Source organism: Promicromonospora aerolata (genome assembly GCF_042682255.1).
Taxonomy (GTDB): domain Bacteria; phylum Actinomycetota; class Actinomycetes; order Actinomycetales; family Cellulomonadaceae; genus Promicromonospora; species Promicromonospora aerolata.
Genome location: NZ_JBHUHF010000001.1, coordinates 2,494,945 through 2,517,369, shown reverse-complemented (window position 1 = coordinate 2,517,369; position 22,425 = coordinate 2,494,945). Strand labels below are relative to the sequence as shown.

The 22,425-nt window shown below is 70.9% G+C and carries 21 protein-coding genes; 16 read left to right on the top strand and 5 right to left on the bottom strand.

What is annotated here, in order from left to right:
* The 4 genes from ACFSL2_RS11345 to ACFSL2_RS11330 all read left to right on the top strand — a co-directional run bounded on the left by ACFSL2_RS11345 (position 1) and on the right by ACFSL2_RS11330 (position 4,776).
* Positions 1-891: a carbohydrate ABC transporter permease gene (locus ACFSL2_RS11345; RefSeq protein ID WP_377197959.1), complete on the top strand. Its 891-nt coding sequence runs from the start codon at positions 1-3 to the stop codon at positions 889-891.
* Positions 881-1,840 carry a carbohydrate ABC transporter permease gene (locus ACFSL2_RS11340; RefSeq protein ID WP_377197958.1) on the top strand — a complete coding sequence of 320 codons (960 nt, stop codon included), beginning with the start codon at positions 881-883 and terminating at the stop codon, positions 1,838-1,840. The genes ACFSL2_RS11345 and ACFSL2_RS11340 overlap by 11 nt, the downstream gene beginning before the upstream one ends.
* Before the next feature lie 209 nt (positions 1,841-2,049).
* Entirely contained in the window at positions 2,050-3,876 is a 1,827-nt protein-coding gene (locus tag ACFSL2_RS11335; protein WP_377197957.1) for a BCCT family transporter, read from the top strand.
* A 111-nt stretch (positions 3,877-3,987) separates the two neighbouring features.
* The gene (locus tag ACFSL2_RS11330; RefSeq protein ID WP_377197956.1) at positions 3,988-4,776 is read left to right on the top strand and encodes a GNAT family N-acetyltransferase; all 789 of its coding nucleotides are present in this window, start codon (positions 3,988-3,990) and stop codon (positions 4,774-4,776) included.
* Positions 4,777-4,815: 39 nt separating this feature from the next.
* Here the strand turns inward: ACFSL2_RS11330 and ACFSL2_RS11325 are convergent, their stop codons facing one another.
* Both ACFSL2_RS11325 and ACFSL2_RS11320 read right to left on the bottom strand, forming a co-directional pair.
* Positions 4,816-5,346 carry a GNAT family N-acetyltransferase gene (locus ACFSL2_RS11325; protein WP_377197955.1) on the bottom strand — a complete coding sequence of 177 codons (531 nt, stop codon included), beginning with the start codon at positions 5,344-5,346 and terminating at the stop codon, positions 4,816-4,818.
* Between the two features lie 9 nt (positions 5,347-5,355).
* Positions 5,356-5,937, bottom strand: a complete 582-nt coding sequence (locus tag ACFSL2_RS11320) for a histone deacetylase (RefSeq protein WP_377197954.1) — start codon at positions 5,935-5,937, stop codon at positions 5,356-5,358.
* Positions 5,938-6,121: 184 nt separating this feature from the next.
* Here ACFSL2_RS11320 and ACFSL2_RS11315 point away from each other — a divergent pair, with 184 nt between their 5' ends.
* The 5 genes from ACFSL2_RS11315 (at position 6,122) to ACFSL2_RS11295 (ending at position 13,164) form a co-directional block, all read left to right on the top strand.
* Positions 6,122-6,556 carry a cold-shock protein gene (locus ACFSL2_RS11315; protein WP_377197953.1) on the top strand — a complete coding sequence of 145 codons (435 nt, stop codon included), beginning with the start codon at positions 6,122-6,124 and terminating at the stop codon, positions 6,554-6,556.
* A gap of 238 nt (positions 6,557-6,794) precedes the next feature.
* Positions 6,795-8,609 carry an ABC transporter substrate-binding protein gene (locus ACFSL2_RS11310; RefSeq protein WP_377197952.1) on the top strand — a complete coding sequence of 605 codons (1,815 nt, stop codon included), beginning with the start codon at positions 6,795-6,797 and terminating at the stop codon, positions 8,607-8,609.
* Positions 8,610-8,806: 197 nt separating this feature from the next.
* Entirely contained in the window at positions 8,807-10,327 is a 1,521-nt protein-coding gene (locus ACFSL2_RS11305; protein ID WP_377197951.1) for an ABC transporter permease, read from the top strand.
* Between the two features lie 27 nt (positions 10,328-10,354).
* The gene (locus tag ACFSL2_RS11300) at positions 10,355-11,353 is read left to right on the top strand and encodes an ABC transporter permease (RefSeq protein ID WP_377197950.1); all 999 of its coding nucleotides are present in this window, start codon (positions 10,355-10,357) and stop codon (positions 11,351-11,353) included.
* A gap of 2 nt (positions 11,354-11,355) precedes the next feature.
* Entirely contained in the window at positions 11,356-13,164 is a 1,809-nt protein-coding gene (locus tag ACFSL2_RS11295) for an ABC transporter ATP-binding protein (RefSeq protein WP_377197949.1), read from the top strand.
* Between the two features lie 76 nt (positions 13,165-13,240).
* Here ACFSL2_RS11295 and ACFSL2_RS11290 read toward each other — a convergent pair whose 3' ends face one another.
* Complete coding sequence (locus ACFSL2_RS11290; RefSeq protein WP_377197948.1) at positions 13,241-14,200, bottom strand: hypothetical protein; 960 nt, start codon at positions 14,198-14,200, stop codon at positions 13,241-13,243.
* A 24-nt stretch (positions 14,201-14,224) separates the two neighbouring features.
* Positions 14,225-15,172, bottom strand: a complete 948-nt coding sequence (gene dapD / locus ACFSL2_RS11285) for a 2,3,4,5-tetrahydropyridine-2,6-dicarboxylate N-succinyltransferase (protein WP_377197947.1) — start codon at positions 15,170-15,172, stop codon at positions 14,225-14,227.
* 39 nt (positions 15,173-15,211) lie between these two features.
* Between dapD and dapE the strand changes: the two genes are divergently transcribed.
* The 4 genes from dapE to ACFSL2_RS11265 all read left to right on the top strand — a co-directional run bounded on the left by dapE (position 15,212) and on the right by ACFSL2_RS11265 (position 18,500).
* Entirely contained in the window at positions 15,212-16,339 is a 1,128-nt protein-coding gene (dapE, locus tag ACFSL2_RS11280; RefSeq protein WP_377197946.1) for a succinyl-diaminopimelate desuccinylase, read from the top strand.
* A gap of 9 nt (positions 16,340-16,348) precedes the next feature.
* Positions 16,349-17,203, top strand: coding sequence for an LOG family protein (locus ACFSL2_RS11275; RefSeq protein WP_377197945.1), 855 nt, complete (start codon positions 16,349-16,351; stop codon positions 17,201-17,203).
* A 54-nt stretch (positions 17,204-17,257) separates the two neighbouring features.
* The gene (locus tag ACFSL2_RS11270) at positions 17,258-18,199 is read left to right on the top strand and encodes a dihydropteroate synthase (protein ID WP_377197944.1); all 942 of its coding nucleotides are present in this window, start codon (positions 17,258-17,260) and stop codon (positions 18,197-18,199) included.
* Between the two features lie 133 nt (positions 18,200-18,332).
* Entirely contained in the window at positions 18,333-18,500 is a 168-nt protein-coding gene (locus ACFSL2_RS11265; RefSeq protein WP_084467633.1) for a DUF3117 domain-containing protein, read from the top strand.
* Between the two features lie 128 nt (positions 18,501-18,628).
* Here the strand turns inward: ACFSL2_RS11265 and ACFSL2_RS11260 are convergent, their stop codons facing one another.
* Entirely contained in the window at positions 18,629-19,315 is a 687-nt protein-coding gene (locus tag ACFSL2_RS11260) for an O-methyltransferase (RefSeq protein ID WP_377200809.1), read from the bottom strand.
* Positions 19,316-19,378: 63 nt separating this feature from the next.
* Between ACFSL2_RS11260 and sigE the strand changes: the two genes are divergently transcribed.
* From sigE to ACFSL2_RS11245, 3 genes are read left to right on the top strand one after another with little or no spacing between them, the layout of a single operon-like run.
* A complete protein-coding gene (gene sigE, locus ACFSL2_RS11255) occupies positions 19,379-19,984 on the top strand; it encodes an RNA polymerase sigma factor SigE (protein ID WP_377197943.1) in 606 nt (201 codons plus the stop codon).
* Positions 19,981-20,931, top strand: a complete 951-nt coding sequence (locus tag ACFSL2_RS11250) for a zf-HC2 domain-containing protein (RefSeq protein WP_377197942.1) — start codon at positions 19,981-19,983, stop codon at positions 20,929-20,931. Before sigE ends, ACFSL2_RS11250 begins: the two co-directional genes overlap by 4 nt.
* Positions 20,928-22,370, top strand: coding sequence for a S1C family serine protease (locus ACFSL2_RS11245; RefSeq protein WP_377197941.1), 1,443 nt, complete (start codon positions 20,928-20,930; stop codon positions 22,368-22,370). The genes ACFSL2_RS11250 and ACFSL2_RS11245 overlap by 4 nt, the downstream gene beginning before the upstream one ends.
* The last annotated feature ends 55 nt before the right edge of the window (positions 22,371-22,425 follow it).

Below are 22,425 nucleotides of genomic sequence, written 5' to 3'. Positions count from 1 at the left end.
GTGGCAACGGTGTCAGCGGCCGTGCGCCGCGACTGGCTCGTCGGGTACGCCATGGTGGCGCCCGTGGTCCTGGGCGCGCTCGCCTTCGTCGTCCTGCCGCTCGGCATGGTGGTCTGGTACTCCCTGCACGACTGGAACGTCCTGGCGGGCACCTTCACGTTCGCCGGGGCGGACAATTACCAGCGTCTGGCGACGGACCCCGGGCTCACGGACGCGCTCCTGGCGAGCCTGTGGTTCTCGATCGGGCTCGTCGTCCTGAACATCGTGCTGGCGCTGCTGCTCGCCGTCCTGCTCAACCAGCGGTTGCCCGGCACCACCACGTTCCGGACGTTCTTCTTCTCACCGGTCGTCGTGTCGCTGGTCGCGTGGACCATCGTGTGGAGCTTTCTGCTCCAGGCCGACGGCGGCATCAACGGGTTCCTGGCGCTGCTCGGCGTCGACGGGCCCAACTGGCTGCGGCACCCGACGACGGCCATGATCTCGGTCGTCATCGTCCAGGTCTTCAAGAACGTCGGGCTCAACATGATCCTGTTCCTCGCGGCGCTGCAGGGCGTGCCCGAGGAGCTGCAGGAGGCGGCCCGGCTGGACGGCGCCGGCGCATGGCGCCGGTTCCGGTCGATCACCCTGCCGCTGATCAGCCCGACGATCCTGCTCGTCTCGATCATCACGATCGTCGGCTCGCTCGAGGTCTTCGCGCAGATCGACGTCCTCACGGGCGGCGGCCCGGGGAACTCCACGACCGTCCTCGTCTACTACCTGTACCAGCAGGCGTTCCAGTTCAACGACTTCGGCTACGCCAGTGCCGTCGCGGTGCTCCTGTTCGTCATCGTCCTCGTACTGACGCTCCTGCAGTGGCAGTCACGCAAGAGGTGGGTCTTCCATGAAGTCTGACGTGATACCCGTGACGACGTCGGGCCCGCCGGAGCCGAACGCTCCGGCGGGACCACCCGGCGACCCACGCCGGGCGGCCACGGCGGTGAACCGGCCGCCCCGGGTCGGCGCCCGGGCCCGCCGACGCTGGCAGCGGTGGCTGCTCGTCGTGCTCCTGTGCGTGCTGAGCGTCCCGTTCATCTTCCCCACGTGGTGGATGGCGACGTCCAGCCTCAAGCCCATGAGCGAGATCCTGCGCCGGGTGCCGACGATCTGGCCGCAGGACCCGTCGCTCGACGCGTACGGCCAGGTGTTCGCGCTCCAGCCGTTCGCGCAGCAGTACTGGAACTCGCTCTACATCGCGGCCGTGGTCACGATCGGCACCATGCTCGTGGCAGCCATGGCGGGCTACGCGTTCGCGCGGATCCGGTTCCCCGGGGCCAACGCCCTGTTCGTGCTGGTCCTCGTGGGGCTGCTCGTACCGTCGGAGGTCACGATCGTCCCCCTGTTCCGGATCGTGAACAGCCTCGGGCTCATCGACACGCACTGGCCGCTGATCGTCATCCCGATGCTCGGGGCCCCGGCCGTGCTCGCCGTGTTCATCATGCGGCAGTTCTTCCTGGCGCTCCCGGCCGAGCTCGAGGAGGCCGGCCGGATCGACGGGCTCGGGCGCTGGGGACTCTTCTGGCGCATCGCCCTCCCGCTGTCCCGGTCGGCCCTGGGCGCCGTTGCCATCTTCACGTTCCTCAAGTCCTGGAACCTCTATCTCGAGCCCATCGTCTACCTCTCGAGCAAGGAGAGCTTCACGCTCCCGCAGGCGCTGACGCAGTACGTCGACGCCTACGGCGGTCCGATGTGGAACGTGCAGCTCGCCGCCACGACGCTCACCGTGCTGCCGGTCCTGGCCGTCTTCCTCGTGGCGCAGAAGCAGTTCGTCCAGGGACTCGCGCACAGCGGGCTCAAGGGCTGACCCGCCGTTACCTTCCCTGCTCCGGGACCCGTCAGCACGTTCGACGGGTCCCGGACCCGCGATGGACCGCGCGCCGCCGCGGAGCGGGTTAAAAAGGGCCGCGGTGCTAACGTGACGACGCTCTGTTTGTCGCCACGTCATCCGTAAAGGAGTTCTGGCGCCCCGGTGTGACCGCCCGGTAGACCCGGGTCGGACGGGGCGCCGTTGTCATGAGTAACTCAGAATCCACCAAGACCCTGGTGGGGCGCGTCCAGCGCGCCGCACACCGCGTCGAACGCGCCGCCCTCGGCTCCGCGGGGCAGCGCACCGGGACCGACAAGATCGTCTTCGGTGTCGCGGGCGTGATCGCCCTCGCGTTCGTCGTGTGGGGCTTCACGAGCCCCGGCAGCCTCGGCACGGTGTCGACCTCCGCCCTCAACACCATCCTCGACAACTTCGGCTGGCTGTTCGTGATCGCCGCGACCGTCTTCACCGTCTTCGTGATCGTCGTGGCCATGGGCCGGTTCGGCAAGATCACCCTGGGCCAGGACGGCGAGAAGCCGCAGTACAAGACCTCGTCCTGGATCGCGATGATGTTCGCGACCGGCATGGGCATCGGCCTCATGTTCTACGGCGTCGGCGAGCCCCTGTACTTCTACATGTCGCCGCCGCCAGGAACCGTCGCCGGCTCCACGCCCGAGGCCGCGGCCACGGCGATGGGCACCACGCTCTTCCACTGGACGCTGTACCCGTGGGCCATGTACGCGATCGTCGGCCTCGGCATGGCCTACGGCACCTACCGCCTCGGTCGCGCCCAGCTGTTCAGCTCGATGTTCACCTCGCTGTTCGGCAGCAAGGCCGTCAACGGCGCCGGCGGGCGGGTCATCAACATCCTCGCCATCCTCGCCACGCTGTTCGGCTCCGCCTGCTCCCTCGGGCTCGGCGCCCTCCAGATCGGCGGCGGCCTGCAGCACTCCGGCGTCCTCGGGAACATCGGCACCATCGGGCTCGTCGGCATCATCGCGATCCTGACCATCCTGTTCGTGATCTCCGCCGTCTCCGGCATCGAACGCGGCATCCAGTGGCTGTCGAACGCCAACATGTGGCTCGCCCTGGCGCTCGCGATCATCGTCTTCGTCGGCGGGCCCACGCTGTTCATCCTCAACGTGCTCCCCGCGTCGCTGGGCGCGTTCGTCGGCGACCTGCCCGAGATGGCCTCGCGCACGGCGGCCTCCGGTGACCAGTCCCTGTCCGACTGGATGGGCACCTGGACCATCTTCTACTGGGCCTGGTGGGTCTCCTGGACGCCGTTCGTCGGGCCGTTCATCGCCCGCATCTCGCGCGGCCGCACGGTGCGCCAGTTCGTCGTCGGCGTGCTGCTCGTCCCGTCCGTCGTGTCCACGGTCTGGTTCGCGATCTTCGGTGGCGGTGCGATCGGCCTGCAGGAGCGCGCCGAGCAGGCGGAGGACACCGGTGCGGCGCTCGCGGCGATCGGTGAGGGCGGGGCGGACATCAACTTCGACCTCATCCTGTTCCAGACCCTGGGTGCGCTGCCCGTTCCCGGCTGGGTCGGTCTGGTCCTGATGGGCCTGGCGGTCGTGCTGGTCGCCATCTTCTTCGTCACGGGCGCCGACTCAGCGTCCATCATCATGGGCGGCCTGGCCGAGAACGGTGCGGAGCACCCCAGCAGGAAGTCGGTGGTGTTCTGGGGCGTGAGCACGGGCGCCGTGGCGGCGGCCATGCTGCTGGCCGGGGGCAACGACCCGGCGAGCGCCCTCAACGGTCTGAAGAACATCACCATCGTCTCGGCCCTGCCGTTCGTCGTGGTGATGCTCGTCCTCTGCGTCGCGCTGTGGAAGGACCTCGCGCGGGACCCGCTGGTGCTCAAGCAGGAGCTCGCCGTGCAGGTGCTCGCCGAGACGGTGGACACCGGCGTCGAGAAGCACGACGGCGAGCCGTTCGAGCTCTCCACGTCGGCGTCCCCGCCCGAGGTGGACTCGCCCTCGACCCCGAGCAACGGCGTACCCGTCGTCGCCGGGCCGGTCGGGGCGAGCTGACCCCACGCCGAGACGTCAGGCGTGCGGGCCGCCCCGGTGGCCCGCACGCCGGGCGGTGCCCGGCTCCATAATCCGTTGCCCTGCGCCACCCGGACCAGGGACCGTGTGCCCATGACCGACCCCTCCCGCCTGCTGCGGGCCTATGACGAGCAGCTCCGTACGGACGCCGAGACCCCGAGCGCCGTCTCGGTCACCCGCCTCGGACCGCTGCGGCTGGTGACCTTTCTGGGCGGCCGTGGCTTCGTCACGTACCGCGACCTCGCCGGCGCCGACGAGGCGGCGGTGCACGCCCTGGTCGAGCAGGCCATCGCCCTCTTCCGGGCCGACGGCGGCATCACGAGCGTCGAGTGGAAGTCCCGTGGCCACGACCACGCCCCCGGGCTGCACGAGGCGCTGCTCGCGCACGGGTTCGTCCCGGAGGACCCGGAGTCGATCATGATCGGCGAGGCAGCGGCCCTCGCGGTCGACGTGCCCCTGCCCGACGGCGTCACGCTGCGCCGCATCACCGAGGAGGCGGACGTGCGTGCGATGTCCGCCATGGCGGACGAGGTGTTCGGTGACCCGGCGTCGGACAAGCACGCGAACCAGCTCCTGCACCGCCTGGCGCTGGACGACGGCATGGAGCTCTGGGTCGCGGAGGCCGACGGCCAGATCGTCACGGCCGGCCGGCTGGAGCCCGTGGCCGACACCGAGTTCGCCGGCGTCTGGGGTGGCTGCTCCCGGCCCGAGTGGCGTGGCCGGGGCATCTACCGGGCGCTGACGGCGGCCCGTGCGCGCTCGGCGCTGGCGCGTGACAAGACGCTGATCCACAGCGACTCGACCGAGTACTCCCGCCCGATCCTGGAGCGGTACGGGTTCGTCCGGGTGTCCACCACGACGCCCTACGCCTGGAAGCGCTGACGGGGCGGCCGGCCGGCGGTACGAGCGGCGGCACCGGGTCTAGGCCGCCCGCCGCCGGCCCATGATGTTCGCCGGCTCGCCGATTCCCGCGTACCGGAAGCCGGGGACGAGGTCCACGAATCCCAGGCGTCGGTAGAGCACCTTGGCGCGGTCGGCGGGGTCCGCCGTGGTGGACAGCAGCGTGTGCCGCTGCGGGGCTCGGGTGAACAGGGCGCGCAACAGGGCGGTCCCGAGGCCCTGCCCCTGGTGCTCTGGCAGGATCTCCAGCTCGTTGAGCTCGAACGCGTCGTGCGTCCACGCGGTGTGCCCCGCGCGGTCGAGAGCCGGCCCGACCTGTTGGGGCCACCAGTGCTCCGGCTGGTAGTCGAACCCGTACACGAAGCCCACCAGGGCCCCGTCGTCGAACGCCCCGAGGGCCAGCGCCCCGTCGTACAGGGGCAGATAGGCGATGCGGGTGTCCCGGAAGTGGTCACGACGCTCGTCCGAGTAGCCGAAGGCCCGCTGGTAGATCCGCGCGATCTCGTCCGCGCGCCGCAACACCTCGGCGGTCTCCAGCGTGCGGATGGTCATGTCGGCACGCTAACGCCGTCCGGTGGCTCCGTCGCGGGGGAGCGCGGTGGCCAGGTAGGCCGCTACCTCGGCGTCGGACCAGCCGTGCGCCTCCCGCAGGCCCGCGCCGATCATCGCCACGTAGGCGGCCGACGGTGCCGCGTGCCGCACCTCCGTGTGCCCGTGCGGCGCGGTGAAGGTGAGCATCGGCAGCCCGTCGAGGTGCCCGACGGCGACCAGCGTCTCGTACCGCCCCGGTCCGGCCGCATACCGCCCCTCGATGCCGGCGAGCAGCACGGCCTCCAGCGGGTCGTCCGGCGCGGGGGAGCGGTGCATCTCCTGCGCTGCCACGTCGGCGAGCTGGGCGGCGGTGATGCGGTAGGCACGGGCCGCCGTCGGGCCCACCGCGTCGTGGTCGTAGAACGCCATGCCGCCGCCCCACACGGACGACTCGCCGGCGAACCAGAGCCGTCCGGGCAGGTGGACCGCCCGGTCCGCGCGGGGCAGGGAGCGGTCGCGCGCGCCCGCGTGGTGCCGCCGTGCTCCCGGAGGGCGCCCGCCGGTCAGGTAGCAGGCCAGCCGGGCCCGGGCCATGTTGGACCCGTAGCTCACGTACCAGACCTCGGTGCTCAGCGGGAGCTCTCCTCCGCGACGGTGGTGCAAAACGACCGACACGTTACGCGTCGACCGCCGGCCGGGGGAACCCGGGCGACACGGCGTGCGTTTGACGAGGCGGAGTTGGACGAGCGTCCTAGACTCGGTGAAGCAGTGATTCTTACGAGGCGGAGTGTGTGTCGTGGTTCAAGGCAAGGTCATCAGGTTCGATGAGGTTCGCGGCTATGGGTTCGTTGCACCGGACACGGGCGGCGACGACGTGTTCATCCACGTCAACGATCTCGAGTTCGACAAGCGTCACCTCGCGGTGGGTGCGGTCGTGGAGTTCGTGGTGGAGGACGGCGACCGGGGCCTGAAGGCTTCCACGGTCACCCTGGTCGCGCCGGCTCCGGCGATGGCGGCGGCCCCGGTCGGCGCGGGAGCGCCGGCCCCGGCCTTCCTGCCGCCGCTGCCGGACCCCGGCACCCGGCCCGACGGCGACGCGCCGTCCGAGCGGGAGTTCGCCGCTGAGGTGACCGAGGTGCTCCTCGCGGGGGTGCCCAGCCTCACCGCCGAACAGGTGCTCGCCACGCGCGGTGCCTTTGTCGCGGTGGCACGCTCCCACGGCTGGGTGTGACCTTCCGTTCGAGGTGTTAACTCCCTGTTTCCTTCCCTGTTGCGCGGCGACGGTGCTGCTACGAGGCGATATCAGGTCGGTAACGATCAGATTCGGCAAACGGCGAACTAGGGCAAACCCGCCCATCGCGTGAGTAGCGTGAGCGGAAACCATGACGGTGACGGACGTCTCACCCACTCGGCGCGCGCTGCGGCGCGCCGCCCGAGGTTCGTCGCCGGCATCCCTTTGAGGAGGAACATTGAAGATCAGGCGACTGAGCGCCGCCGTCGCAGTGGCCGCCACGGGCGCGCTGCTGTTCTCGGCGTGCACCAGCCCGGCGGGCAATGACGACCCGGCTGACGGCGAGTCCACCGCGACCTCGGTAGCGGCCGACGGGCCGTGCAAGGCCGACCTCGGTGAGGTCGAGACCGCCGACGGCGAGATCAAGGTGTCCGTCGAGGACGAGTTCCTCGGCTACAACTCGTACACCCCCGAGACCTACTCCACGTACAACAACGCGGTCACCGACCGCGTGTTCAGCAACTTCTGGTACTTCGGCACCGACGGTGCCATCTGCCCGGAGGAGTCCTACGGCACCTACGAGGCCATCTCCGAGGACCCGCTGCAGGTCGAGTACACCCTCAATGACGAGGCCGTGTGGTCGGACGGCACGCCGGTCTCCTTCGCGGACTACGCGCTCGACTGGGCGGCCCAGGCCATCACCGCTGATGGCAAGGTCACCGACGACGGCTCCGAGAAGCCGCTGTTCAACCACATCTCGGGCCTGACGCTCGGCGACTACGTCCCCGAGCTGCCGACGGCCGACGCCGCGGACGCCAAGTCGTTCGTCTACGACTACGAGCGTGTGTACGCCGACTGGAAGATCCAGATCAGCCACGTGTTCCCGGCGCACGTCGTCGCGGAGCAGGCGGGCGTCTCCACCGAGGAGCTCGTCACGGCCATCCAGGAAGTCGACATGTCGGTCCTGAAGAAGGCCGCCAAGTTCTGGAACGAGGGCTGGCTGTCGCAGCCGGGCCAGGTCCCGGACCCGGCCATCTCCCCCGTGAACGGCCCGTACGACTTCAAGGCCGACGGCTGGGAGGCCGGCCAGTACATCACCCTCGAGGCGAACCCCGAGTTCTGGGGCACGCCCGCCGCCACGCAGGAGCTCACGTTCCGCTTCGTCTCCGCCGACGCCCAGATCCAGGCGCTCGCCAACGGCGACCTCGACGTCATCCAGCCGAACGGTCCGACCGTCGACACGACGACGCAGCTCGAGCAGCTCGGTGACGCCGTCAACGTGGACACCGACCAGGGTCTGACCTGGGAGCACCTCGACTTCAACTTCAACTCGGGCGTGTTCTCCGACAACCTGGAGGCCCGTGAGGCGTTCGCGCACTGCGTGCCGCGCCAGAAGATCGTGGACGACCTGATCAAGCCGATCGCCCCCGAGGCCACGATCATGAACGCCCGCGAGGTCTTCCCGTTCCAGGACAACTACGAGGATGTCGTCTCCGAGTCGTACGACGGTCGGTACGACACCGCCGACCTCGACGCGGCCAAGGAGAAGTTCGAGGCATCCGGCCTCAAGGAGGGCGAGAAGATCCGCATCGGCTACGCCGCGCCGAACCCGCGCCGTGCCGCCCAGGTCGAGGCCATCAAGTCCTCGTGCGACCAGGTGGGCTTCGACATCGTCGACAGTGCCGCACCGGACTTCTTCGACAAGGCCCTGCCGAACGGTGACTACGAGGTCGCCATGTTCGCGTGGGCCGGCTCGGGCCAGATCGCCTCGGGCGAGAACATCTACGCCACGGGCTTCCCGCAGAACTACGGCGGGTACTCCGACGAGACCGTCGACGAGGCGTGGAAGAAGCTGTCCTCGTCCACGGACGAGGCGGTGCACGCGGAGCAGACGGTGATCATCGAGAAGCAGCTGTGGGACACGCTCTTCGGCATCCCGCTGTTCGCCCACCCGGGCGTCATCGCCAGCAGCTCGGGTCTGCAGAACGTGCGGAACACCGCCGCACAGGACGGCGTGATGTGGAACGCCGAGCAGTGGTCGCGCGCCTCCTGACGCGAGACTGACTGACGCATGACCTGCGGGGAAGGGAGCCTCTGGTCCCTTCCCCGCAGGTCTGTCTGCCGCCGCTCAGGATATTTTCCGGGCCTGACCTGGGTGAATGGCGGCAATTTTCATCCTGTGTCCTATAGTGACTCGCTATCGCTTTCCCCAGCAGACGCCGTGCTGCGTCCGCCTCGAAGGGCCAATCCGTGCTCAAGTTCATTCTCCGGCGCATCGGCGCCTCGGCGCTCGTACTGCTCGGCGCCTCATTGCTCATGTTCTTCCTGACCATCAACTCGGGCGACCCGCTCAAAGACCTGCGTGAGTCGAACGACCCGAACCGCGAACAGCTCATCGCCGAGCGCATCGAGCGGTTGCGACTCGACGACTCGCCCTGGGAGCGCTACTGGGACTGGCTCAGCGGCGTAGGCGGCTGCTTCGCCGGCAGCTGCGACCTCGGCGTCACCATCAACGGGATCGAGGTGCTCGGCCTGACGCAGCAGGCGGCATCCTCGACCCTGCGCCTCATCACCCTTTCCACGCTGCTCGCCATCGTCGTCGGTGTAGCGCTCGGAATCCTCACCGCGATCCGCCAGTACGCCGGGTTCGACTACGTCGTGACGTTCAGCGCGTTCCTCTTCTTCTCGCTGCCCGTGTTCTGGGCGGCGACACTGCTCAAGGAGTTCGCGGCCATCCAGTACAACAACTGGATCGCCGTGGGGCAGTACGCGCCATGGACCATAGTGCTGGTCGCGGCCCTGGCCGGCTTCGTGCTCCAGGCGATCCTCGGCGGGTCCAAAAGACGCCGCCTGAGCACGGCAGCCGCGGTGTTCGGGTTCGTCAGCGTCGTGCTCTTCGTGTTCAACGCGCTCGACTGGTGGCGCAGCCCCATGTTCGGCGTCGGCGGCGTCTTCGTGGTCTCGGCCGCGGCGGGCGTGCTCGTCGTCGCGCTGGTGACCGGCCTGGGCAACCGGCGGGCGCTCTTCGCGGCGCTCACCACCGCCGTCGTCGGAGTGGTCGCGTACCTGCTCACCGCTCCGCTGCTCGTCAACCAGCCCTCCTGGCTGCTGCTCGTCGGGCTCTTCGTGGTCGCCGTCGTGGTCTCGGTGGTGATCGGGGCCGCCTGGGGCGGCTACGCCCGCAAGCAGGTCATGCTGATCACCAGCATCACCGGCGTGATCACCAGCCTCATGGTCGTGGCCGACATCCTCATCGCGCACTGGAGCAGCTTCCTGGGCGTGAAGCCGCGTCCCATCTCGACGATCGGTTCGCAGACACCGAACTTCAGGGGCGAGTTCTGGGAGCAGGTGCTCGACCTGGGCACCCAGATCCTGCTGCCGACCATCCTGCTGACCCTGGTGTCCGTGGCGACGCACTCCCGCTACACGCGGTCGTCGATGCTGGAGACCCTGAACCAGGACTACGTCCGGACCGCCCGGTCCAAGGGCCTGTCCGAGCGTGAGGTCATCGTCAAGCACGCGTTCCGCAACGCGCTGATCCCGATCACGACGATCGTCGCGTTCGACTTCGCCGCACTCATCGGTGGCGCGATCATCACCGAAGAGGTCTTCGGCTGGAAGGGGATGGGCGCGCTCTTCCAGGACGGCCTGGAAGCCGTCGACCCTGCCCCGGTCATGGCGTTCTTCCTCGTCACCGGCATCGCTGCCGTGCTGATGAACCTGCTGGCAGACATCGCGTACGCGGCCCTCGACCCCCGGATCCGGCGCTGAGCGCGGGCGAAGGCAGGAGACACAGACATGAGTGACATCAGGAACAGCAACCCCGACGGCGAGGACTACCAACCTCAGGTGTCGGCGACCAGCACCGACGCGGTCGGCCTCGCGGCCGGCGGTTCGGCCGCTCCGCTGCCCGGCGAGGACAAGTCGTACAGCCAGGGTCAGCTCGTCGCCCGCCGGTTCTTCCGGCACAAGGGCGCGCTCACCGCGATGATCGTGCTCGGCATCGTCATCGTCGTGGCGTTCACCTCCATCGGCATCGGCCCCATCCCGGGCTGGTGGTCCAAGGACTACACGCTCCAGTACGACAAGATCGGCGACGGCGCTCCCACCTGGGCGTACCCGTTCGGTCAGGACACGGGCGGCAAGGACTACTTCGCCCTGGTCATGCGGGGTACCCAGTTCTCGATCATCATCGCGTTCGCCGTCGGCGTCATCTCGACCATCGTCGGCACCGTGATCGGCGCCCTGGCCGGGTTCTACCGCGGCTGGATCGAGTCGATCCTCATGCGCATGACCGACGTGTTCATCGTCATCCCGCTCCTCGCCGTCGCCGCGGTGCTCGGGCGGATGGCCGGCGGCGCCGGCATCTGGGGCCTGGCCCTCGTACTCGGCCTGGTCACCTGGACCAGCCTGGCCCGCCTCGTGCGGGGTGAGGTGCTCTCGCTGCGGGAGCGCGACTTCGTGCTCGCCGCCCAGTCGGTCGGCACCGGCGCGTGGCGCATCATCACCCGGCACGTGCTGCCCAACGCGATCGGCGTGATCATCGTGTCCGCCACGCTGTCGATCTCCACCGCGATCCTGCTGGAGACCTCGCTCAGCTTCCTCGGGTTCGGCGTCCAGGCGCCCGACACCTCGCTCGGCACCCTCATCAACGACTACAAGGCCGCCTTCCAGACGCGGCCGTGGCTGTTCTGGTGGCCGGGCCTGATGATCCTGACGATCGCGCTGTGCGTGAACTTCATCGGCGACGGCCTGCGCGACGCGTTCGACCCACGCCAGAACCGGAACAAGGACTGAGCATGACTACTCTCGACATCAGCGCTCCCGGTCCCGCCAAGGCAGCCGGCGACGCCGTCCTCTCCTTCGAGGGGCTCTCCGTCACGTTCAAGACCGAGTTCGGCGAGGTCCACGCCGTCAAGGGCATCGACCTGGAGGTCCGACCCGGTGAGGTCGTGGCACTCGTGGGCGAGTCCGGTTCGGGCAAGTCGGTCACCTCCATGACGGCACTCGGTCTGCTGCCCCGCAACGCGCGGGTCAGCGGCACCATCCGCGTGGGCGACAAGGTGGTGAACGACCTCGACGGCAGGGCCCTGCGCACCATGCGCGGCAACGACGTGGCCATGGTGTTCCAGGAGCCCATGACCGCGCTGAACCCGGTGCTGACCATCGGCGACCAGCTCACGGAGGGCCTGCAGCTGCACGGCCTCGCCTACGGCAAGAAGGCCACGGAGCGGGCCACCGAGCTGCTGGCCATGGTCGGCATCCCCGAACCGGAACGCCGCCTCAAGCAGTACCCCCACGAGCTGTCCGGTGGTCAGCGCCAGCGCGTGGTCATCGCCATGGCCATCGCCTGCGACCCCAAGGTGATCATCGCCGACGAGCCGACGACCGCCCTCGACGTGACCGTGCAGGCCGACATCCTCGACCTGCTGCGCTCGCTCAAGGACAAGCTGGACACCGGCATCCTTCTGATCACCCACAACATGGGCGTCGTGGCCGATATGGCCGACCGCGTCGCCGTCATGCTCAAGGGCGACCTGGTGGAGACCGGAACCGCCGACCAGGTGCTGAACCACCCGCGGCACGACTACACGAAGCGCCTGCTGGCCGCCGTGCCCCACCTGGGCGCGGGGCCCGGCCAGTTCGGCGACGTCGCCCCGGTCGACACCACGGCCGGCGAGCTGCCGGCGCTCGAGCTGAGCAACCTCGTCATCGAGTACCACCGGATCGGCAAGCCGACGTTCCGGGCCGTCGACGACGTGTCGGTGTCCGTGGCCAAGGGCGAGATCGTGGGCCTCGTGGGGGAGTCGGGCTCCGGCAAGTCCACGATCGCCAAGTGTGCGCTGGGGCTCATCCCGGCCGCCTCCGGCGGGGTGTCGATCCTCGGCAAGGACTTCAAGCAGCTCCGCGGCAAGGAGCTCAAGGCTCTGCGCCGGCGGATCGGCGTCGTGTTCCAGGACCCGGCGTCGTCCCTCAACCCGCGCCTCCCCATCGGTGACGTGATCGCGGAGCCGCTGGTGGTCCACCGGGAGGGCGACGAGAAGTCCCGGCGGAACCGGGTGCTGGAGCTCCTCGACGCCGTCGAGCTGCCCCGCACCGTCTACAACCGCTACCCGCACGAGCTCTCCGGTGGTCAGCGCCAGCGCGTCAGTATCGCGCGCGCCCTCACGCTCGACCCCGAGCTGCTGGTCGCCGACGAGCCGACGTCCGCGCTGGACGTCTCGGTGCAGGCCAGCGTGCTGAAGATGTTCACGGCGCTGCAGGACCGCTACAAGTTCGCCTGCCTCTTCGTGAGCCACGACCTGGCGGTGATCGACCTGCTCGCCCACCGGGTGGTGGTGCTGCAGAACGGCAGGATCGTGGAGCAGGGCGCGCGGGAGGAGGTGCTGCACCACCCCCGTGAGGAGTACACGCAGCGCCTGCTCGCGGCGGCACCGGTGCCCGAGCCGCTGGAGCAGCGGCGCCGGCGCGAGGCCCGGCACGCGCTGCTGGCGCAGCTCGGCGACGACGTGGCCGAGCTGCGGGTCGACGGGAGCTACGAGCGGCCGGAGCCGAGGCAGAGCGAGGGCGGCAACGCCTCGGGCCTGGGCGGCCTCACCGGCGGCTGACCGGTCAGCACGCCCTTGACGTGTCAGACCCTCAGGTCGCTCGCGTGACCTGAGGGTCTGACACGTGTGGAAGCAGTCACTCGGAGGCGTCCGCCGTGATGCGGACCTCGCCCGGGTCGAGCCGAGTCTCGGCCTCGACCCAGGCAGCCTCCTCGCGGAGCCACACCCGGTCGGCGACGTGCACCTCGACGGCCTGGGTGACCTGGGCCGTCGCGACCGCCCACTGGCCGGTCGCCCAGGCGCCCCGCTCGGGGTCGTCCGGCGTGAGCGGCGTCGCGTCCACCGTCACGGTGGACGACGCCGGGTCCTGCCGGTTCGGGTCCGCCGCACCGGTCGCGGGGGCGAGACCGAGATCGCGTCCGAGGCGGCCCGCCACCACGTCGCGGGCGGCGGCGGGCGCGGTCTGGTCGCCGTCGGCCACCGGGGCCAGCTCGCAGGACAGCGCGCCGGGAGAGTTGCCGGTGAGGGCAGAGGCCCAGGCGCGCGACCGCATCTCGTGCTGTGCGTACGCGTCGGGGAAGGCCGAGCGCTGGACGGTCTGCGCGGCGTCCGTCACCGCCATGTCCTCGTACCCCTCGACCTCGACGAGAACGTCGTAGAACGCGTTGGTCGAGTACACCGGGTCGAGGATCTCCTGCACGGTGCCCCAGCCCTGCGACGGGCGCTGCTGGAACAGCCCCACGGAGTCGCGGTCGCCGTAGTCGATGTTGATCAGCTTGGACTCCTGCAGCGCGGTGGCCAGCCCGATCGTCGCCGCGCGCGCGGGCAGGCCCCGGGCGACGGAGGTGCCGGCCACGAGCGCCGCGTTGTCCGCCTGGGCCGGCGACAGGTACCAGTCCGAGCCGTCGAGCTCCGCGGTGCACCGCTCCGTGACGGGCCCGCCGCCCGTGACGCGGTTCAGCCCCACGACGACACCGATGGTCGCGACCGCGCACACCGAGCCGATGGCCACCACGTACTTGAGCGCGCGTCTCACCGGACGGCCCCGCGACGAGTCGTCGACGGGTGGGACCGGAGGGTCGGCGAGGAGTGCCATGCGTGCTGCTCTCTCTCGTCCGGGTCAGTTGGCGTGCAGGGCCTCATTGAGCTCGATCCCGACACCCGTCCGGTCGAGCACCTCGACGGTGCCCGAGGTGGAGTTCCGGCGGAAGAGCAGGTTGCTGCGCCCCGCGAGGTCGCGCGCCTTGACGGTGGCCGTGCCGTCGCCGGTCGGGTCCACGGCGGCGCCGAGCACGGTGACCTTGGTGCCGGCGGTGACGTACAGCCCGGCCTCGACCACGCAGTCGTCACCGAGGGGGATGCCGAGACCGGCGTTGGCGCCCAGCAGGCACCGCTCGCCGAGCGACACCACTTGCTTGCCCCCGCCGGAGAGCGTGCCCATGATCGAGGCGCCCCCACCGACGTCGGACCCGTCGCCCACGGTGACCCCCGCCGAGATGCGGCCCTCGACCATGGAGGAGCCGAGCGTGCCGGCGTTGAAGTTGACGAAACCCTCGTGCATCACGGTCGTCCCGGGCGCGAGGTACGCGCCGAGGCGGACCCGGTCGGCGTCGGCGACGCGAACTCCCTGCGGCACGAGGTAGTCGACCATGCGCGGGAACTTGTCGACGCCGAACACCGTGACGTGCCCGCGGGCGCGCAGGCGCAGACGCGTCTCCTCGAAGCCCTCGACGGCGCACGGGCCGGCGCTGGTCCACACGACGTTCGTCAGCGCGCCGAAGATGCCCTCGACGTTGAGACCGTGCGGCCGCACGACGCGGGCCGAGAGCAGGTGGAGCCGCAGGTAGGCGTCGGGGACGTCCTGCGGCGGGTCGGCGAGATCGATCTGCGTGGTCACGACCTCGAGCCGGACACGCCGGGCCTCGTCCGCGCCGGCGAGGGCCGCGAGGGCCTCTGGCGGGTCGACGTCGACCGGAGCCTCGCCGAGGGCGGGCGCCGGGTACCAGGTGTCGAGGGTGGTGCCGTCGTCGGCGATCGTGGCAAGGCCGAAACCCCATGCGGTCGTCATGCCTCCAGCCTAACGGTGGCGAGACCATAGGCTTGCCGCGTGCACACCGTGATCGATCCTGCCCTGCCCGACCCGACCGCCGCGGGGTCCGACCTCGTCGCCCTGACCCGGGCGCTCTGCGACATCCCGTCGGTCAGCGGCGAGGAGACGGCCCTCGCCGACGCGATCGAGGCCCTCCTGCGTGGCTACCCGCACCTCGAGGTGATGCGGGACGGCGATGCGCTGGTCGCCCGGACGAACCTGGGACGGGATCGGCGCGTGGTCGTGGCCGGCCACATCGACACCGTGCCGATCGCCGACAACCTGCCCACCCACCTGGTCGGTGCGGGGGACGAGGCGGTCCTGTGGGGCCGGGGCACCGTCGACATGCTGGGCGGGGTGGCCGTCGCGCTCGCGCTGGCCGTCGAGCTGGGTGCACCGGGGAGCGAGCCTGCCCACGACCTCACGTGGATCTTCTACGACCACGAGGAGGTCGACTCCGCCCTGAACGGGCTGGGCCGGCTCGCGCGCAACCACCCGGACCTGCTGCGGGGCGACTTCGCGATCCTCGGCGAACCCTCGAACGCCGGCATCGAAGGCGGTTGCAACGGCACGATGCGCGTCGAGGTCCGCACCCGCGGCGTGGCGGCACACTCGGCCCGGGCGTGGACCGGGCAGAACGCGATCCACGCGGCCGCCCCGGCTCTGGCCCGGCTCGCCGCGTACGAGCCGCGCGCGGTCGAGGTCGACGGGCTGGTCTACCGGGAGGGACTCAACGCGGTACGGATCGAGGGCGGGATCGCGGGCAACGTCATCCCGGACGCGTGCACGATCGAGGTGAACTACCGGTTCGCGCCGTCGCGTTCGGTGGCGGAGGCCGAGGCGCACCTGCGCGAGGTCTTCGAGGGGTTCGACGTGGTCGTGACCGACGCCGCGGGTGGCGCCCGGCCCGGTCTCGACGACCCGCTGGCCGCCCAGTTCGTGCAGTCGGTGCTCGCCACCACGGGTGGTGCGCCGGCGCCCAAGTACGGGTGGACGGACGTTGCCAGGTTCTCCGAGCTGGGGGTGCCCGCCGTGAACTTCGGCCCGGGCGACCCGCTGCTCGCGCACAAGGACGACGAGCACCTCCCGGTGCCGCAGCTCGCGCAGTGCCGTGACGCGCTGCGGGCGTGGCTGCTCGGCGGATAGTTTGGTCGCATGAGCGACGACGGCATACCCCAGTCCGGCCGCGGTTACCGCCGCGGCCCGGTGCTGCTCCGCGGGAACCAGGTCCCGCAGACCACCACGGACCAGCGACTCCTGGCCTCCGACCAGGAATCCGACTGGTTGCACAGCGACCCGTGGCGCGTGATGCGCATCCAGAGCGAGTTCGTCGAGGGCTTCGGCGCGCTCGCGGAGCTCGGGCCGGCGGTGTCGGTGTTCGGCTCGGCGCGGACCAAGCCGGACCACGAGGACTATCGGGCGGGCGAGACCGTGGGGCGCCTGCTGGTGGAGGCCGGCTACTCGGTCATCACCGGCGGCGGGCCGGGAGTCATGGAAGCGGCGAACAAGGGTGCCGCCGAGGCGGGCGGTACCTCGGTGGGTCTCGGTATCGAGCTGCCCTTCGAACAGGGCGTCAACGAGTTCGTGAATCTGGGTATCAACTTCCGCTACTTCTTCGCGCGAAAGACGATGTTCCTGAAGTACGCACAGGGATTCATCGTGATGCCCGGGGGATTCGGTACCTTCGACGAGCTCTTCGAGGCAGTCACCCTCGTGCAGACACACAAGGTGACCCAGTTCCCCCTCGTCCTCGTGGGCAAGGAGTACTGGGGCGGCCTGCTGGAGTGGATCCGGTCCACGGCGCTGGTGCACGGCACCATCAGCGATGCCGACCTCGACATCATGTACCTCACCGACGACCCCGCCGAGGCGGTGCGCCACGTCGTCGAGCGGGCCCACCAGATCGCGGCGGAGCAGGCCGCCCTGCAGGCCGCGGTCGCGGCGGAGCGGGCCACCGAGGAGGCCGCGGTCGAGGGGCCCGGGCTGCCGAGCACCCTGGACGGCGCATAGGTGGACGGTTCCGACGTCCATGACCCGGTAGTTCCGCGGGCCTCAGCACCGCTGGTGCTCCGCGGACGCGAGGTGGGGCGCGACGGGCGTGCGGTGCGCCCCGTCGTGATGGCGGTGCTCAACCGCACCACCGACTCGTTCTACGCCCCCGCCCGGGTGCCCGACGACGCCGCGGCGCTGGCTGCCGCGGAGGGGGCGTTCGAGGCGGGCGCCGAGATCCTCGACGTCGGTGGCGTCCGCGCCGGCAACGGCTCACCGGTGGACGAGGCCGAGGAGATCCGCCGGGTCGTCCCGTTCGTGGCGGCCGTCCGGCGCGCGGTTCCGGACCTGCTGGTCTCCGTCGACACCTGGCGCGCGGGGGTGGCCCGCGCGGCGATCGACGCCGGCGCCGACCTGATCAACGACACGTGGGCCGGCCATGACCCCGGCCTGGTGGAGGTGGCGGGCGCGGCCGGCGTCGGCGTCGTCTGCTCCCATACGGGCGGAGCGATACCGCGCACGGACCCCTACCGCGTCGAGTACCCCGACCTGTCAGACCCACGGGTCACCGGGGTGGCCTCTGCATCTGACACGGGGGGCGGGGCGGGGGACGGGCGCGACGGTCTCCTGGCCGACGTCGTGGCGACCCTGCGGGCCGCCGCGGAGCGAGCCGTGGAGTGCGGCGTGCCGCGCGAGTCCGTGCTCGTGGACCCCACCCACGACTTCGGCAAGAACACCTGGCACTCACTGCACCTGGTGCGCAGCACCGGCACGCTGGCGGGACTCGGGTTTCCCCTGCTCATGGCCCTTTCTCGCAAGGATTTCGTGGGGGAGACGCTCGACCTCCCGCCCGAGGAACGCCTGGAGGGGACGCTGGGCGCGACGGCCGTGGCCGCATGGCTCGGCGCACGTGTCTTCCGTACCCACGACGTGGTCGCCACGCGCCGCGTTCTCGACCTCGTGGCGGCGGTTCGTGACGAGTCGCCACCCGCCGTCGCACTGCGCGGTCTTGCCTGATCCGACCAAGGGCGACGAATTGGCGCGTGGAAAGTAAGGGGCGCCAATTGAACTAGAATGTGTCTGTGCCCTCGGCGTTCGCCGGGAACATGAATGCTGCTACACACCGGACAACGGAATGGGAGAGCCACACATGGCTGCGATGAAGCCGCGAACGGGTGACGGACCGCTCGAGGTCACCAAGGAGGGGCGCGGCATCGTCATGCGTGTGCCGCTCGAGGGCGGCGGTCGGCTCGTCGTCGAGCTCAACGCGACCGAGGCAAGCGAGCTCGGCGACGCTCTCCAGACCGTCGTCGGCTGAGCCGAAGATACCGCGCAGGGTGCGGCCGGGAACGGTGCAGGCACCCCAGGGTCACCGCAGGCTCAGCCGATACCCATAGAGGCTGAGCCCCTCCCGGCCGTCCGCTGCGGTACCGGCCGTCCGGCGGGTCAGCGGCGGACGGCCAGCAGCAACCCGTCGCCGCTCGGCAGCATGGCCGGCAGCACCCGCTCGTCGTTCCGCAGCGTCCGGCCCACCTCACGCACGACGGTGGTGAGCTCGTCGCGACGGGCGGGGTCTGCCACCCGGTCCCGCAGCAGGGCGCCGTCGACGGCGAGCACGCCACCCGGTCGTAGCAGCCGCAGGGCCTCGTTGACGTACTCGGGGTAGCCGAGCGGGTCGCTCGCCACCAGCACCAGGTCGTAGGCGCCGTCCGCCAGGCGTGGGAGCACGTCGCCCGGCCGCCCGGGAATGATCCGGGTGCGCTGGGGGGCCACGCGGTCCTCGGCGAACGCCGTCCGCGCGGCCCGCTGGTGCTCGACCTCCCGGTCGATGGTCGTGAGCTGGCCGTCGAGCGGCATACCGCGCAGCAGCCAGAGGGCCGCTACCCCGGCCCCCGTGCCGACCTCCACCACGGCGTGCGCGTTCGTGGCGGCGGCCAGCACCCGCAGCACCGCTCCGACGCCGGGCAGGACGGCGGGGCAGCCCAGCTCCGAGGCACGTTCGCGGGCGCGCAGCAGCACCTCGTCCTCAGGGACGAAGGCTTCGCTGTAGACCCAGGCCGCGACCTTGCCGTGGCCGGACGGCTCCGCTGTGCTGATGGCTTCCTCCGGAAGGAACTGGGCAGATGTGTACATCACGTGCGGCGTCAGGGTACAGCCCGTGGGAACGACTGGGCTTGCACGTACGTTGAGAGGACGATGACTTCTGTGAGCACTCGTGCAGCAGCAGACGCAAGCGCGTCGGTACCTACCGGTCCCGGCGCGGCCGACCTGCCGTGGCAGCCGCCGACCTGGGAAGAGATCGTGCGCGAACACTCCGCGCGCGTCTATCGGCTTGCCTACCGGCTGACCGGCAACAAGCAGGACGCCGAGGACCTCACGCAGGAGACCTTCATCCGGGTGTTCCGCTCGCTGTCCAGCTACACGCCGGGCACCTTCGAGGGCTGGCTCCACCGGATCACGACCAACCTGTTCCTGGACGGCGCGCGCCGCAAGAAGCGCATCCGCATGGAGGCGATGGGCGACGACGACGGTCACGTCGCCGACACCCGGGAGTTCGGCCGGCCGGAACGCGGCTACGAGCACGCCAACCTGGACCAGGACGTGCAGCGGGCGCTCGACGCCCTGCGGCCCGAGTACCGTGCCGCCGTCGTGCTGTGCGACATCGAGGGTCTGAGCTACGAGGAGATCGCCGTGACCCTTGGCGTCAAGCTCGGCACCGTGCGCTCGCGCATCCACCGGGCGCGCGCCCAGCTCCGCGACGCATTGGAGCACCTGGCGCCCACGCGCGGGGGCGTGCGATGAGCCACCTCGGGGACCTGGTCAGCGCGCTGGCCGACGGCCAGCTCTCGCCCGCGGAGACGGAGCGAGCGCTCTCCCACGTGACGATGTGCCGCCTGTGCGCCCGCGAGCTGGACTGCGCCCGCGCGGCCCGGCGTGCCCTCTCGTCCGCGGCCGACGTGGTGCCGGACCCGGCCCTCACCGCCCGCCTGATGGCGCTGCAGGCGAGCATCCCGCCCACGGACGACGATCCGTTGCGCCGGCCGTTCCTCGGCCCCGACCCGCTGTCCGTGCCGGTGTGGCAGACCGCGGCGTTCGACGGCGGGGACGGGTTCGACGGCCGGCTGGACCGGCCCGCGCGCCGCCGGCGGGCCGCGCGGATCGCCGCGCTCGGGGTCGGTGGCGCGGGCGTGCTGGGGCTGGCCCTCTTCACGCTCGGTGACGTTCCCGTGGTGTCCCCGCAGCTCTCGGCGCAGACCAGCATGACGATGCTGGGCCGCACGGGCCCCGACACGACGGCGGCCGGCCAGGACGTGCTCGCCACGCTCGACGTGGCTCCCGACCAGGTCACGCCCGCGGCGCTCGACTGGGCGGCGGACAACGGCTGGGCGGCGCCCTCCGACCTGCCCGACGGGTACACGGTCTCGGCCATGCGCCTGGTGGGCGACGAAGGGCAGACGCTCGAGATCGACCTCGTGGGCCCGTCGGGCCACGCGGTGGTCCGGGAACGTCCGGGACAGCTGGCGCACCAGGGCTCCGGCCCGGTCGGTGGGGTCCAGGTGCTCGCCGCCGAACCCGCCCATGTGGCGTGGCAGTCGGACGACATGGTGGTGGACGTCGTGGCGGACGCGCCGGAGGAGGTTCTGACCGAGCTCGTGGCGTCGTTCGGTGAGCATGGCTACGATGCCGGGGTCCTGCCCCGCATCGCCCGCGGGTGGCACACCGTGACAGGAGCCATCGAAAGCCCATGACCGACGAGAACCCGTTCGCGCCGCCCACGCCGCGTGCCGCAGTGCCGTCCGCGAACGAGCCGAGGACCCCGGCCGCGGATCCTCGACCCGAGCCCGGAGCCGCGCCGCCTCCCGGGCCACCCGTCGGATCGTCGGCCGGGACGCCCGCCGAGCAGGTCCCGGGACCGCCGGCCGAGCAGACCACCGCGCAGTTCCCTGCGTCGGCATACCTCACCACCGTGCCGGCACCGTCCCCGGAGGCGGGAGCGTCGGAGGCCCGCACGCCGCAGGCCGGCCCGCACTCCGGTGCGCACTCGTCCGACGTGCACGGCGCGCACCCGGCCACCCGGCCCCGGCGCGGGCTCGGTGCGCGCGCGGTGTCCGCCGTCGTGCTGCTGGGGCTGCTCGCGGGCGCGGGCGGAGGCGTGGCCGCGTTCGCCATGCTGGACGGACAGTCGTCGTCGATGCGCCCGGCGGACGCGGCCCTGCCGGAGCCCGGCGGGAGCGCGAACCAGGTACAGCGTCCGGAGGGATCGGTGGCGGCCATCGCGGCCGCGGCGCTGCCGAGCGTGGTCTCGATCGAGGTGCGGGCCCAGCAGGGTGTGGCGACGGGCTCTGGCATGATCCTCAAGGCCGACGGCTACATCCTGACGAACAATCACGTGGTGGCAGAGGCGGCGTCGGGGGCGGACGTCACGGTGACGTTCTCGGACGGCCACGAGCAGCCCGCCGAGCTCGTGGGCGCGACCCCCGACTACGACCTCGCGGTGATCCGGGTCAAGGAGGACGGCCTCGAGCCGCTCGTCCTGGGCGACTCCGACGACGTCGTCGTCGGCGACTCGGTGCTGGCCGTCGGCTCGCCGCTCGGCCTGGAGGCGACCGTCACCACCGGGATCGTCAGCGCGCTGCACCGCCCCGTGAAGGCCGGCGAGGCAGCCGAGGCCGCCTTCATCGACGCCATCCAGACGGACGCCGCCATCAACCCCGGCAACTCGGGCGGCCCGCTCGTGAACTCCGCCGGCGAGGTGATCGGTATCAACTCGGCCATCGCACAGGGGCCGGGCACCGCCGCGGCCACGGGCAACATCGGGCTCGGGTTCGCCATCCCGTCCAACCAGGCACGGCACACCGCCGAGCAGCTCATCGAGACGGGCACCGCGACGTTCCCGATCATCGGGGTGCTGCTCGACCCCAGCTACCAGGGCGAGGGCGTCCAGGTGTCCCAGGACGCGCAGCAGGGCACGCCGGCCGTCACGCCGGGCGGCCCTGCCGACCAGGCGGGCGTCGAGCCGGGCGACGTGATCCTGTCGATCGACGGGCGCCCCGTCTCGGTCGCGGACGAGCTGATCGTCGCCATCCGGGCCAAGGCGCCCGGTGACCCGGTGACGCTCGAGATCCGTTCCGGTGGCGACGAGCGCGAGGTCCGCGTGGTTCTCGAAGAGCGGTCGAGCGGCCGGTGAGCCGGGTTCACGCGGCGTTCTCCGGCCGGTCCCACGACACGAGTAGGCTCTGAGC

Bases quoted from the DNA above. Each gene is read 5' to 3' on its own strand.
- ACFSL2_RS11290 (WP_377197948.1), bottom strand. From the start codon at position 14,200: ATGGCACTCCTCGCCGACCCTCCGGTCCCACCCGTCGACGACTCGTCG.
- ACFSL2_RS11295 (WP_377197949.1), top strand. From the start codon at position 11,356: ATGACTACTCTCGACATCAGCGCTCCCGGTCCCGCCAAGGCAGCCGGC.
- ACFSL2_RS11300 (WP_377197950.1), top strand. From the start codon at position 10,355: ATGAGTGACATCAGGAACAGCAACCCCGACGGCGAGGACTACCAACCT.
- ACFSL2_RS11265 (WP_084467633.1), top strand. From the start codon at position 18,333: ATGGCTGCGATGAAGCCGCGAACGGGTGACGGACCGCTCGAGGTCACC.
- ACFSL2_RS11245 (WP_377197941.1), top strand. From the start codon at position 20,928: ATGACCGACGAGAACCCGTTCGCGCCGCCCACGCCGCGTGCCGCAGTG.
- ACFSL2_RS11325 (WP_377197955.1), bottom strand. From the start codon at position 5,346: ATGACCATCCGCACGCTGGAGACCGCCGAGGTGTTGCGGCGCGCGGAC.
- ACFSL2_RS11260 (WP_377200809.1), bottom strand. From the start codon at position 19,315: ATGTACACATCTGCCCAGTTCCTTCCGGAGGAAGCCATCAGCACAGCG.
- ACFSL2_RS11250 (WP_377197942.1), top strand. From the start codon at position 19,981: ATGAGCCACCTCGGGGACCTGGTCAGCGCGCTGGCCGACGGCCAGCTC.
- sigE (WP_377197943.1), top strand. From the start codon at position 19,379: ATGACTTCTGTGAGCACTCGTGCAGCAGCAGACGCAAGCGCGTCGGTA.
- dapD (WP_377197947.1), bottom strand. From the start codon at position 15,172: ATGACGACCGCATGGGGTTTCGGCCTTGCCACGATCGCCGACGACGGC.
- ACFSL2_RS11275 (WP_377197945.1), top strand. From the start codon at position 16,349: ATGAGCGACGACGGCATACCCCAGTCCGGCCGCGGTTACCGCCGCGGC.
- ACFSL2_RS11335 (WP_377197957.1), top strand. From the start codon at position 2,050: ATGAGTAACTCAGAATCCACCAAGACCCTGGTGGGGCGCGTCCAGCGC.
- ACFSL2_RS11340 (WP_377197958.1), top strand. From the start codon at position 881: ATGAAGTCTGACGTGATACCCGTGACGACGTCGGGCCCGCCGGAGCCG.
- ACFSL2_RS11330 (WP_377197956.1), top strand. From the start codon at position 3,988: ATGACCGACCCCTCCCGCCTGCTGCGGGCCTATGACGAGCAGCTCCGT.